Raw genomic sequence first — 12794 nt, forward strand, 5'->3', positions numbered from 1 at the left:
AGCCGCGGCTCCTCAATGTGCAAAATCGCTGCCATTAGTCTGGTCGACAGATTCGGCAACTGCAAATGTGCGGTTTAATTCAGCGTTTTTTCTCTCATCAACCACGGCAAAGTCAGGGTTTTTGTCTATTCTGAGGAAAGTGCCGCCACGTAACCTCAACGGGCGTTCAGCAATAAACTAATCTAATTACATGTTTATATTATAAAAATATTATTCACCTGCGACGGCAGTTTCGGCTGGCGGCTTGATGGAGAATGTCGATGAGCAAATTTCTAGACCGGTTCCGTTATTTCAAGGAACTGGATGATTCGTTTTCGAATGGTTTCGGCCAAACGCTCGACACCAACCGCGATTGGGAAGACAGCTATCGCCAGCGATGGCAACACGACAAGATTGTGCGATCGACCCATGGCGTGAACTGTACCGGATCGTGCAGTTGGAAGATCTACGTTAAAAACGGTTTGGTGACGTGGGAAACGCAACAAACCGACTATCCGGAAACCCGCCCCGACTTGCCCAATCATGAACCGAGAGGTTGCCCACGCGGCGCCAGCTATTCATGGTATCTCTACAGTGCCAACCGCCTGAAACATCCGCTGATACGTCTGCACCTGCTGGAAATGTGGCGTGAGGCGCGCCAAGTGCATGACGACCCGGTGGATGCCTGGGCGGCGATCGTCGACGATGAGCAAAAAAGTCGACGCTACAAGCAGGCGCGCGGCCGCGGTGGTCTGGTGCGTGCCGGCTGGGATGAATTGAACGAGCTGATTGCCGCCGCCAACGTATATACCGCCAAAACCTTCGGCCCGGATCGGGTTACCGGCTTTTCGCCGATTCCGGCGATGTCGATGGTGTCTTATGCCGCCGGCGCGCGTTATCTGTCGCTGATTGGCGGCACCTGCCTGAGTTTTTATGACTGGTATTGCGACTTACCGCCGGCTTCGCCGATGACCTGGGGCGAGCAGACCGACGTACCCGAATCGGCGGATTGGTACAACTCGTCGTATTTGATCGCCTGGGGCTCCAACGTGCCGCAGACCCGTACGCCGGACGCGCACTTCTTCACCGAAGTACGGTATAAAGGCACGAAAACGGTAGCGATAACCCCCGATTATGCAGAAATCGTCAAACTGTGCGATCAGTGGCTGGCACCGAAACAGGGTACCGATAGCGCCATTGCGCTGGCGATGGGCCATGTGATCCTCAAAGAATTCTACCTGCAGAAACCGAGCCAGTATTTTACCGATTATGCCTCGCGCTACAGTGACTTGCCGATGCTGGTGTTGCTGGAGCCGCTTGAAGACGGCAGTTATGCCGCCGGGCGGCAACTGCGGGCAGCCGATTTGGTCAATGGACTGGGGGAGGAGAACAACCCCGAATGGAAAACCGTGGCTATTGATCAGTTGAGCGGCGAGCTGGTCGCGCCGTTGGGCTCGATCGGTTTTCGCTGGGGGGAGAAGGGCAAATGGAACCTGACGCAAACCGCCGGACAGGCGCAGCGCGAGGTCAGGTTGCAGCTGAGTTTGCTGGGACAACAGGATGCGGCGGTGTCGGTGGCCTTCCCGTATTTTGGCGGCATCGAGAGCGAACAGTTCCGTCCGGTGGCGTTGCAAGAGGTGTTGCATCACCCGGTACCGGCGAAAAAAATCACTCTGGCTGATGGTTCACAGGCATTTGTCACCAGTGTATACGATCTGACGGTAGCCAATTATGGTATTGCCCGCGACTGGGGGACTGAGCAGGTTGATAACTCGCTGGCGGCCAGCGATTACAACGATATCAAGGCTTATACCCCCGCCTGGGCGGAGCAGATTACCGGCGTGCCGCGCGCCAATATTATCCGCATCGCCCGTGAGTTTGCCGATAACGCCGACAAAACTCATGGGCGTTCGATGATCATCGTTGGCGCGGGGATCAACCACTGGTATCACATGGACATGAACTACCGTGGGCTGATTAATCTGCTGGTATTTTGTGGCTGTGTCGGCCAGACCGGCGGCGGCTGGGCGCACTATGTCGGGCAAGAAAAACTGCGCCCGCAAACCGGTTGGCTGCCATTGGCGTTCGGACTGGACTGGACACGGCCGCCGCGTCAAATGAACACCACTTCTTTCTTCTACAACCATTCCAGCCAGTGGCGTTATGAAACGCTCAATACCGCCGATCTGTTGTCGCCGCTGGCCGACAAATCCCGCTTTGGCGGCAGTCTGATTGATTTTAACGTGCGTGCCGAACGGATGGGCTGGTTGCCTTCCGCGCCGCAGCTTAACGTCAACCCGCTGGGTATCGCCCGTCAGGCAGAGCAACAGGGGAAAACGCCGCAGGAGTTTGTGGTCGACGGGTTGAAATCCGGTAGCCTGCGGTTTGCTGCCGAACAGCCCGATGCGCCGCAAAACAGTCCAAAGAACCTATTTATCTGGCGCTCGAATCTGTTGGGTTCTTCCGGCAAGGGGCATGAATACATGCTCAAGTACCTGCTCGGTACTGAACACGGCATTCAGCAGCAGGATCTGGGTCAGCAAGGACAACAAAAACCGCAGGAGGTGGAATGGAGCGAGCAGGCGCGCGAAGGTAAGCTGGATTTGGTGGTAACCCTTGATTTTCGCATGTCGACCACCTGCCTGTATTCCGACATCATTCTGCCGACCGCCACCTGGTATGAGAAAGACGACATGAATACCTCGGATATGCATCCGTTTATTCATCCGCTTTCCGCCGCGGTGGATCCGTGCTGGCAGTCGCGTAGCGACTGGGAAATCTACAAAGGGCTGGCGGCAAGTTTTTCCCGTGTCTGCGTTGGTCACCTGGCGGAAGAAACCGATGTGGTGCTGGTACCGATACTGCACGATTCGCCGGGGGAACTGGCGCAGCCGTTGGAAGTGCTCGACTGGAAGCTGGACGAATGCGATCTGATCCCGGGCAAGACTGCACCGTCGATCGCGGTGGTAAAGCGTGATTACCCGAATACTTATGCGCGCTTTACCGCGCTGGGACCGCTGCTGGACACGCTGGGTAACGGTAGCAAGGGCATCAACTGGGAAACCCAGGAAGAGATCGAACTGCTCGGCCGGCTGAACCGCCGACACAGCGGCGGCCATGCCGACGGTCGACCGGTGATTGATACCGCCCGGCAGGCGGCGGAAGTGGTGCTGTCACTGGCGCCGGAAACCAACGGCGAAGTGGCGGTGAAAGCCTGGCGCGCGTTGGGAGAACTGACCGGCCGCGAACACACTCATCTGGCGTTGCCCAAACAGGAGGTGAAAATCCGTTTCAGCGATCTGCAGGCGCAGCCGCGAAAAATCATTTCCAGCCCAACCTGGTCCGGGCTTGAGGACGATCGCGTTTCGTACAATGCCGGCTATACCAACGTACATGAGCTGATCCCATGGCGCACTCTCAGCGGCCGGCAACAGCTGTACCAGGATCATCCGTGGATGCGCGCCTTTGGTGAAAGTCTGCTGGTGTACCGACCGCCGATCGACACGCGAACTACGCGCCCATTGTTCAATCAGCGCCCCAATGGCAACCCGGAAAAGGCGCTGAATTTCCTGACGCCGCACCAGAAATGGGGCATTCATTCGACCTATAGCGACAACCTGTTGATGTTGACGTTGGCGCGCGGCGGGCCGCTGGTGTGGATCAGCGAAACCGACGCCAAAGAACTGGGCATTGAAGACAATGACTGGATTGAAGCCTTTAACGTTAACGGCGCCCTGTCGGCGCGTGCGGTGGTCAGTCAGCGAGTGCAGGCCGGCATGGTGATGATGTACCACGCGCAGGAACGCACCATCAACGTACCCGGTTCGGAAATCACCGGTCAGCGTGGCGGGATCCACAATTCGGTGACCCGTGTCAGTCCGAAACCCACCCATATGATCGGCGGCTATGCCCAGTTGGCCTACGGTTTCAACTATTACGGCACGGTGGGTTCCAACCGCGACGAGTTTGTCATCGTACGCAAAATGCGGCGCATCGACTGGCTGGACAATGAAGGGCATGACAGCGAGCAACCGGCAGCAGTGGCCGGCGGCCGGGGAGCGGCAAAATGAAAATACGTTCACAAGTCGGCATGGTGATGAATCTCGATAAATGCATCGGCTGCCATACCTGTTCGGTCACCTGCAAAAACGTCTGGACCAGTCGTGAAGGTACGGAATATGCCTGGTTCAACAACGTTGAAACCAAGCCTGGGCTGGGCTATCCGCTGAACTGGGAAGACCAGGATAAATGGAAGGGCGGCTGGATCCGCAAGATTAATGGTCGCCTGAAGCCACGTCAGGGCGGGCGTTTTGCGGTATTGGCGAATATCTTTGCCAACCCGCACATGCCGCAGATAGACGATTATTACGAGCCGTTCGACTTCGATTATCAACATTTGCATACCGCTGCCGACGGCAAGGTGCAGCCGGTGGCGCGACCGCGTTCGCTGCTGACCGGCAAGCGGATGGACAAAATCACCGGCAGCGCCAACTGGGAAGACGATCTGGGCGGTGAATTCGCCAAACGTTCGCAGGACAAGAACTTCGAAAACGTGCAAAAAGAGATGTACGGCCAGTTCGAAAGCACCTTTATGATGTATCTGCCGCGCCTGTGCGAACACTGTCTGAATCCGGCGTGCGTCTCAAGCTGTCCGAGCGGCGCAATATACAAACGCGAGGAAGACGGCATCGTGCTGATTGACGAGGACAAGTGTCGAGGTTGGCGCATGTGCGTCAGCGGCTGCCCGTATAAAAAGATCTACTTCAATTGGAAAAGCGGCAAGTCGGAAAAATGCATCCTGTGTTATCCGCGTCTTGAAGCTGGCCTGCCAACCATCTGTTCAGAAACCTGCGTTGGGCGCATTCGCTATCTCGGCGTAGTGCTGTATGACGCCGATGCCATCGAGCAGGCGGCGTCGGTGGAAAGCGACCAGGATCTGTACGAGCGTCAACTGGCGGTGTTTCTCAACCCGCACGATCCGGCGGTTATCGAACAGGCGCTGCTGGACGGCGTGCCGATGAATGTGATCGATGCCGCCCAGCGTTCGCCGGTATATAAGCTGGCGATGGACTGGAAGCTGGCGTTGCCGCTGCACCCGGAATATCGCACCCTGCCGATGGTATGGTACGTGCCGCCGTTGTCACCGATACAGTCGGCGGCGGACGCCGGAGTATTACCGCACAAGGGCATCTTGCCTGACATCGACGTGCTGCGTATTCCGTTGCAATATCTGGCCAACCTGTTCACCGCTGGCGACACTGCGCCAGTGGCACGTTCGCTGAAGCGCATACTGGCGATGCGCCATTACAAACGGATGGAAACGGTGGAAGGTGTACACGATACCAGCGCGCTGGATGAGGTCGGGCTGACGGAAGCGCAGGTGCAGGAAATGTATCGCTACCTGGCGATCGCCAATTATGAAGACCGGTTTGTCATCCCGAGCAGCCACCGTGAACTGGCACGCGATGCGTTCCCTGAGCGCAACGGTTGTGGCTTCAGCTTTGGCGACGGCTGCCACGGTAGCGACAGCAAGTTTGATCTGTTCAACTCCAAGCGCATTGATGCCATTGATGTTGGTGCAAAAACGGGGGAGCAGAAATTATGATTTCACTGCGTATAATTTCGCGTTTGCTGGAGTATCCCGACCAGGCGCTGTGGCAAGGGAAGGCGGAGCTGCTGGCGGCATTGAACGAGGCAAATGAACTCTCTTCAACGCAGCAGGTGGCATTGGGGGCGGCCATTCGCTGGCGTTGCGCCGGGCGACTGCTGGACGCGCAGGCCGAATACACCGGGTTGTTTGATCGCGGTCGTTCGACCTCGCTGTTGCTGTTTGAGCATGTGCACGGCGAGTCGCGCGATCGCGGCCAGGCAATGATCAATCTGCTTGAGCATTATCGTCAGGCCGGGTTGCAGTTGAACAGCTATGAACTGCCCGACCATTTGCCGCTGTTCCTCGATTTTCTGTCGATGTCATCGCCGAAGGATGCGCAGGAGTGGTTGGCAAGCATTGCGCCAATCCTGGCCTTGCTGGGGGCGCGCCTGCACCAGCGCAACAGCGGTTATGCCCCGCTGTTCGATCTACTGACCCAGCTTTCCGGCAGCCAGGCCCGCAGTCAGAATCTGTTGCCGAAAGTGCGTGAGGAAGCACCTGACGACACCCCGGCCGCACTGGATGCGGTCTGGGAAGAGGAACAGGTGCGATTTATGGTTGAACAGGGCGGTTGCAGTGACGAAGCGGCCAAACAGCACCAGCGCCGTTTCACCGGTTCGGTGGCGCCGCAATATCTTGACGTTGGCGCCGCGGCGCCACAAGGCAGGGGGAGTGAGTGATGGCGCATTTCCTGGAGATATTTTTCTTCGATATCTATCCGTACATTGTCGGTACGGTGTTTTTACTCGGCAGCCTGCTACGCTATGACTACGGCCAATACAGCTGGCGAGCCGGCTCCAGCCAGATCATGGACAAGCGCTGGATGCGGTTGGCCTCCAATCTGTTTCATGTCGGCGTGCTTGGCGTTCTGGCCGGTCATGCGTTTGGCATGCTGACGCCACACTGGGTGTATCAATCCTGGTTACCGATGCCGGTGAAACAGCAAATGGCGATGTTGATGGGTGGAGCCTGCGGCGTGCTGATGCTGATTGGCGGTCTGATGCTGCTGTACCGTCGATTGTTCAATCCGCGGGTACGGGCGATATCCAGCGGCGCGGACATCCTGATCCTGGTATTGCTGCTGGTGCAGGTTTCGCTGGGGCTGGGTACCATTCCATTTTCTGCCCAACACCCTGACGGTAGTGAAATGCTGAAGCTGGTCAACTGGGCACAGCACGTGGTGACCTTCCGCTTTGGCGCCTCGCAATTCTTGCAGGGGGTGGCACCAATCTATCGGATCCATCTGGTGCTGGGCATGACGCTGTTCCTGCTGTTCCCGTTTACCCGCCTGGTACATGTGTGGAGCATTCCGCTGGAATATCTGACGCGGCGACCGCAGTTGGTGAGAAAAAGACGTTGACGGCATCATGCGCCAGTGGACGGCGTGTCGTCACTGATCACCTGATTGCGGCCGTTTTTCTTTGCCGTGTATAACCGCCGATCGGCGATCATGCGCAGGTCGTTGAGGGCGGTGCTGCCATCTTCATCGGCGCAGGCCACCCCCAGTGAGGCGGTAACACCGATCGGCAAGTTGTCATCGGTTAATATCATCGCGCCTTCGAGCGAGGCACGGATCCGTTCTGCAATCTGACTGGCGACGCTTTTGGTGGTGCCAGGCAATATCACGCAAAACTCTTCACCGCCGACCCGCCCGACCACATCGTGCTGGCGTACCGCACCGAGCACCAGCCTGGCGGTCGTCGCCAGCGTGCGGTCACCGGTAAGATGGCCGTAGCAATCGTTGACGAATTTAAAGTGGTCCAGATCGATCTGAATGACCGAGTAAGGTCGGTTGATTGCCCGGCATTTTTCGACGATGGCATACGCTTTTTCAAAGAAGGCACCGCGATTATACAGCCGGGTCAAGGTATCGTAACTGGCACGGATCGCCAGATTGCCTTGAAGATCGCTCATACGGCGTACCAGACGCAGAATAACCTGATAAGCCAGCAGCAACGCGCAGCTGAACACCAGCCACATGATCAGCAACACGCTGATAATGCGACCGTATTCGCCGCGCATGCCTTCGGACAGCGAATGGACGTTGACCAGGGTGCCATCCAGGTTTTTGAGCGCGGAATAGGTAATGAAACGCGTGCCCATACGCAGGGTGCCGAAATCATCATTAGCCAATGCGCTAGCAAGCCGTCGGCGCTCTGTCGGGGTTAACGCCGCGGCGGCCGCCGTCGGCTGAGTACTGGCAATAACGTTGAATTTTTTGTCCAGGATAAGCAACGTGCCGTCGTTCTGGCTGGGCAGCGAATTGCTCAGGTATTGATGGATGTCGCGGGTAGAAAAATCCATCGCAATAACGCCAAACCATTCTGCATGGAGATCAATCGGCACGCTGGCGGTGATGGTCGGCCCTTCGTTTAATATGCCGTTATACACTTCGGTCCAGGTTAGCTTGCGCTGTGGATTGCGGCTCGGTTGGCCATTGGTGAAATAGTTGTGTGTCATCATCCGACGCCAGCTGACGATTTGTTCCTTGTGGTTCTGCGGCGGCGCAGAGGAAACATAAAATCCGGAGCGTGAAATATAGTAGGTGCGTTTTTGCAGTTCTTTGAGCTCATCGCGCAGATGCAAAATAAAACTGAACTCAAGCGCTGCCGCCAGTTCTTTATGCAACGCGCCGACAGGCAGGCGATGCAGTAGCGGAAATTGGCCGCGGAAGGCATCCGAAACGCCGTTAATCGGCATGCCTCGCGCCAGATCCACCTCCACCTGCCATACCGTTCGTTGACGGATCTGGTCAAAACGCTGCTGCACCGCACGGGTTTTATCGGTTACCAATGGTGTTTCCAGCGCTTGCACCATGATGCTTTGGTAAAAATTAAGTTGGTCGAGGCTATATTGGATCCGATTGTCCAGGGTGGTGGCAACGCTCAGCAGTTTATTACGTTGGCTTTCGGTGTATGACTCATTGATGATTATCGCTTCGCGCCAGGAAAGAACGATAAAAATCAGTACCATAAGCATAAAAGACAAGTTAACCACTTTCTGCGGATTCTTCATATTCAGCTGCGAGGGCAGTAACTTATCGAAAATCATCAGTGAGTTCCTTGCTGCTACAGGAAAAATTGTAGCGTAAGGCTACCGATTTGAGCATGAGGTGCAGTGTTAATGCTAGTACAGGGCAGGGGGGAGCGTCCATGGGGTAGACGTTATTTGCTACGGCAATAGCGCCCCAGGATGGGGCGTTGGCATGACCGAATGGTCAGGAAGGAAAACTGGCGACCTTGGGAATGGTCGGACTGCTCATGGAAATGATAAACGCACCATTATCCTTGATAATATTTGCCCCTTTCGCACGGCAAATGGTTGTCAGTTCGCAAATATCATCGGCGCTGACGGGATAATCGAGCTTTATTCTCTTCACTTTCCCTGTCGAGATGGCAACTTTAGCTTCTTTCTTGCTTTTAACTGTAATGGACATAATAACCTTTTATTTCAAAGTGTTAAAAGTGATCGCTGACCAAGTCGGCTTTAGCAAACTAGCTTTCTGGACGTCCAGGCGCAAGTTAAAATATCCCCTTGGCACAAAAACGTGATCTGCTTCGCATTTATAGTTTGCTAATAGTGCCTAAGGAGACGTAAAAGAAAATAGGGCATGCTAGCTCCCCTTGGGCCATTTGAAATATATCTGACAGCCAAGGGCAAATAACCTTAAAAAAATTGTGTAGTGCGAAAATTCCTAAACATACGTAATGACGGGCATCTGACTTGCTTGGGGATAGGAAAAATCTTATTGTAATAATTACGATAAGAATAGTTTCTGTTCATTATCACAATGATTGAAATGTTGAAGAGCCCTTTGCATTGCGGCCTTTCATTATTAGGGAAGTTTCGGGACAATGATCGACTACAGTCTGTACGGCTTGCGGCATGAGGACGCACAGCTTTATCGTGAAAAGCTGGGTGCTATTCTTGGTGATAGCATTTTTCATTTACTCATGGACCAGAGAGCAATTAATAAGGACAATATTCTTAAGCATTTGATTAGTGAAATAGAGCGGCAGCCCGATGAGATGCAGAAATATTATCGTGCCGCACTGGAAACTATCGGTGTACACGCCAGATAATGCTTTATTTTGTTACTTGTTTTTTTTGCAAATAATTTAGCCGTCGTACAACGCCCGGCGGCTAAATTACGCGTGCATAGTTAGCTGTTGCTACGCTTAAGCCACGGCATCCACTGCCGTATGAGCCACACCGCTGATTTCAACTGCAGCCTGAGTCACACCGTCCTGTGCGATATCGGCGCTGTTATTCAGGGCTGCAATCAAGTCATCAGTGCTTAGATTACCGGACGTTACGCCATCAACCACATCCGTTATCGGATCGGTAATACCGCCGGTGACGTCGCCGATTTTATCCAGAATACCATCGACCACCGACGTTACCGTATCGGCAATACCGCCAACCACACCGCTAACGGCGCCAATAGCACCGGCAACGGTACCAATTACACCGCTGACGATCCCGGTTAATCCGCCTAATAAACCCGTCAAACCACCTAAGTTCAAAGCCATATAACCTCCAGAGATAAGAATATTATTTTTTACTTTCAGTCATGTTACTTTTACCGGTTTTCTGCCGGTTAAAAATTTATAGTTCACGTATTAAAAAACTGTCAATGAAATCGATGAAATTTATATAAGGATTGTTTACCTAACCATGATGCTGGGGAAGTCAAGCCGCTGTGGCGGTTAATTGTCTGGAGAGAAAACTAAGTCGATGAAATAAATACGTTAAAAAAACATCGGATATTCTGGTCCAACCTGATAGTAATGTCCGTGTTTTTCCAGAGGGTACTTGGCAAGGATTAGACTATTTTCATTTTATTTTCTTCCCTATCTATACTGGAGGTAGGCAGCGCAAGGGTTCTAATAATTATTTATCTTGTATCGACAGGAGGAATAATGGATCAACAACTGGTGGCAGTGGCAAAGCAAGCCGGTAATGCGTTGAAGGCCAAAGGATTGAAATTATCTACCGCCGAATCCTGTACCGGTGGCTGGGTGAGTATGGCGTTGTGCGCCGCCGGTGACAGCGGCGATTTTTTTACCAGTGGATTTATCACCTACACCAATAGCGCCAAAGTGCGTTTGCTGCGGGTAGAGCAGGCAACGCTGGAGCGGCATACGGCGGTCAGTGAGCCGGTGGTGTGCGAGATGGTACAGGGGGCGCTGGCGGCGTCTGGTGAACAGGTGGCACTGGCCGTCAGCGGCTATGCCGGACCTGAAGGAGGGGCGGACGGGACGCCGGCTGGCAGCGTGTGGTTCGCCTGGGGAGGCGAGGCGATTGGCCTGTGCGCGGAGAAGCGGCATTTTGACGGCGACAGTGAAAGCGTGATCCATCAGGCGGCGCTGTTTGCGTTAACCCGCCTGACGCAACTGTTGCAGGCTGCTGGCTGATACCAAGCGGAAGGAGACAAAAAAAGCCACCCGCAGGGGTGGCTTGATGGGTTATCCGGTGCGAATCAATCCAGTTTTGGATGCTGGTCAATCAGCATCTGTTTTTTCTTCTCCAACGCCTGGATCTGGGTTTCCAGGTCGGTGATTTCATCGCTGATGTTTTCTACTTTTTGCTCGATGTTATCGTAGGTTTCCTGTAGCAGCTCTTTGGCTTCGCTAGGGTCGGATGCGGCCGGCGTGGCACCGCGCAACGGCTTGTTGGCCGTTTCCTTCATGTACAGACCGGTAATCAGACCAATGATCGCCACCGCCATCAGATAATAGGCCGGCATATACAGGTTGCCGCTCGATTCCACCAGCCAGGCGGCGATGGTCGGCGTGGCGCCGGCAATCAGTACCGAAATGTTGAACGAGATCGCCAACGCGCTGTAGCGAATATGGGTCGGGAACATCGCCGGCAGGGTAGAAGCCATGACGCCGGTAAATGAGTTGAGCAATACCGCCAGAATCAACAGGCCAAGGAAGATCAGGCCGATAACGTTACTGTTGATCAGGATAAAACACGGCACCGCCAGCAACAGCAGACCGACACTACCGCCGATGACGAACGGCTTGCGGCCGATGCGGTCGCTGGTCAGCCCGATTACCGGCTGGACGAACAGCATGCCGATCATAATGGCAATGATGATCAATACGCCGTGGCTTTCCGAATAATGCAGGTTATGCGACAGATAGCTTGGCATATAGGTCAGCAGCATGTAATAGGTGACGTTGGTGGCGATGACCAAACCTACGCACACCAGCAGGCTACGCCAGTATTTAGTAGCAATCTCTTTGAACGAGGTGCGCGGTGGGTTTTGGATCGCTTCGCGATCGCCTTTTTCCATTTTATCAACGTGCTGTTGAAACGCGGGGGTTTCTTCCAGCGCATGGCGTAGATACAGGCCGATAATGCCGAGCGGCGCCGCCAGGAAGAACGGAATACGCCAGCCCCAGTCAAGGAAGTTGGCTTCACCAACGATGCTTGAAATCAGTACCACCACCCCGGCGCCGAGCACGAAGCCGGCGATGGAACCGAAGTCCAGCCAACTGCCCATAAAGCCGCGTTTGCGGTCGGGTGAGTATTCGGCCACAAAGATCGCGGCACCGGAATATTCACCGCCCACCGAGAAGCCCTGTGCCAGTTTTGCCAGCAGCAGCAAAATCGGCGCCCAGATACCAATCGTGGCGTAGGAGGGGATCAAGCCGATACAGAAGGTACTGACCGCCATGATGATGATGGTGATGGACAGCACCTTCTGTCGGCCGAACTTGTCACCCATGGCGCCGAAGAACACACCGCCCAACGGGCGCACCAGGAACGGCACCGAGAAGGTGGCCAGCGCGGCAATCATCTGTATGCCGGGGGAGGCTCCAGGGAAAAATACTTGCCCCAGTGCATAGGCGACAAAACCGTAAACACCGAAGTCGAACCATTCCATCGCGTTACCCAATGAGGCGGCGGTAATCGCCTTCTTGAGCTTGGTGTCGTCGATAATGGTTATATCGTTAATATGCATGGGTTTATGGCGTTTTTTTCTTAGCTTCATAGCATCATCCCTTAATCCATTGGTCGAGCGTGAATTCGTTATCCTGGTTCACGTTTATCTGCCCAGATATCAGTATCTTTAATCTTAGCGTGCTCCAGCCGCTTTAGTGAAAATCATCGTTCAGCGTCAGCGTTTACCCTCTGCTGCGTGATAATCGGA

10 protein-coding genes are annotated in these 12794 nt (G+C 54.4%); 6 read left to right on the top strand and 4 right to left on the bottom strand.

What is annotated here, in order from left to right:
* The first annotated feature begins 260 nt into the window (after window positions 1-260).
* From AC2AXP_RS04475 to narI, 4 genes are read left to right on the top strand one after another with little or no spacing between them, the layout of a single operon-like run.
* A complete protein-coding gene (locus AC2AXP_RS04475; RefSeq protein WP_039992222.1) occupies window positions 261-4049 on the top strand; it encodes a nitrate reductase subunit alpha in 3789 nt (1262 codons plus the stop codon).
* Window positions 4046-5584 carry a nitrate reductase subunit beta gene (narH, locus tag AC2AXP_RS04480; RefSeq protein WP_484381438.1) on the top strand — a complete coding sequence of 513 codons (1539 nt, stop codon included), beginning with the start codon at window positions 4046-4048 and terminating at the stop codon, window positions 5582-5584. Before AC2AXP_RS04475 ends, narH begins: the two co-directional genes overlap by 4 nt.
* Window positions 5581-6309 (top strand): nitrate reductase molybdenum cofactor assembly chaperone, encoded by a 729-nt coding sequence (gene narJ, locus AC2AXP_RS04485; RefSeq protein ID WP_484381439.1) that lies wholly within the window; start codon window positions 5581-5583, stop codon window positions 6307-6309. Before narH ends, narJ begins: the two co-directional genes overlap by 4 nt.
* Window positions 6309-6989, top strand: a complete 681-nt coding sequence (narI, locus tag AC2AXP_RS04490; protein WP_004964386.1) for a respiratory nitrate reductase subunit gamma — start codon at window positions 6309-6311, stop codon at window positions 6987-6989. The genes narJ and narI overlap by 1 nt, the downstream gene beginning before the upstream one ends.
* A 5-nt stretch (window positions 6990-6994) precedes the next feature.
* Here narI and dgcQ read toward each other — a convergent pair whose 3' ends face one another.
* Both dgcQ and AC2AXP_RS04500 read right to left on the bottom strand, forming a co-directional pair.
* The gene (dgcQ, locus tag AC2AXP_RS04495) at window positions 6995-8680 is read right to left on the bottom strand and encodes a cellulose biosynthesis regulator diguanylate cyclase DgcQ (protein WP_004964382.1); all 1686 of its coding nucleotides are present in this window, start codon (window positions 8678-8680) and stop codon (window positions 6995-6997) included.
* 166 nt (window positions 8681-8846) lie between these two features.
* Window positions 8847-9065, bottom strand: a complete 219-nt coding sequence (locus tag AC2AXP_RS04500; RefSeq protein WP_484381440.1) for a hypothetical protein — start codon at window positions 9063-9065, stop codon at window positions 8847-8849.
* 418 nt (window positions 9066-9483) lie between these two features.
* Between AC2AXP_RS04500 and AC2AXP_RS04505 the strand changes: the two genes are divergently transcribed.
* Window positions 9484-9711, top strand: a complete 228-nt coding sequence (locus tag AC2AXP_RS04505; protein ID WP_004964374.1) for a biofilm development regulator YmgB/AriR family protein — start codon at window positions 9484-9486, stop codon at window positions 9709-9711.
* Between the two features lie 96 nt (window positions 9712-9807).
* On the opposite strand, the gene AC2AXP_RS04510 is transcribed toward AC2AXP_RS04505, so the two are convergent.
* Window positions 9808-10161, bottom strand: coding sequence for a hypothetical protein (locus tag AC2AXP_RS04510; RefSeq protein WP_484381441.1), 354 nt, complete (start codon window positions 10159-10161; stop codon window positions 9808-9810).
* Window positions 10162-10551: 390 nt separating this feature from the next.
* On the opposite strand from AC2AXP_RS04510, the gene AC2AXP_RS04515 reads away from it, so the two are divergent.
* A complete protein-coding gene (locus tag AC2AXP_RS04515; RefSeq protein ID WP_273867657.1) occupies window positions 10552-11046 on the top strand; it encodes a CinA family protein in 495 nt (164 codons plus the stop codon).
* Window positions 11047-11111: 65 nt separating this feature from the next.
* On the opposite strand, the gene proP is transcribed toward AC2AXP_RS04515, so the two are convergent.
* Complete coding sequence (proP, locus tag AC2AXP_RS04520; protein WP_088499662.1) at window positions 11112-12635, bottom strand: glycine betaine/L-proline transporter ProP; 1524 nt, start codon at window positions 12633-12635, stop codon at window positions 11112-11114.
* Window positions 12636-12794: the final 159 nt, after the last annotated feature.

Source organism: Serratia sp. Sp408 (assembly GCF_057180665.1).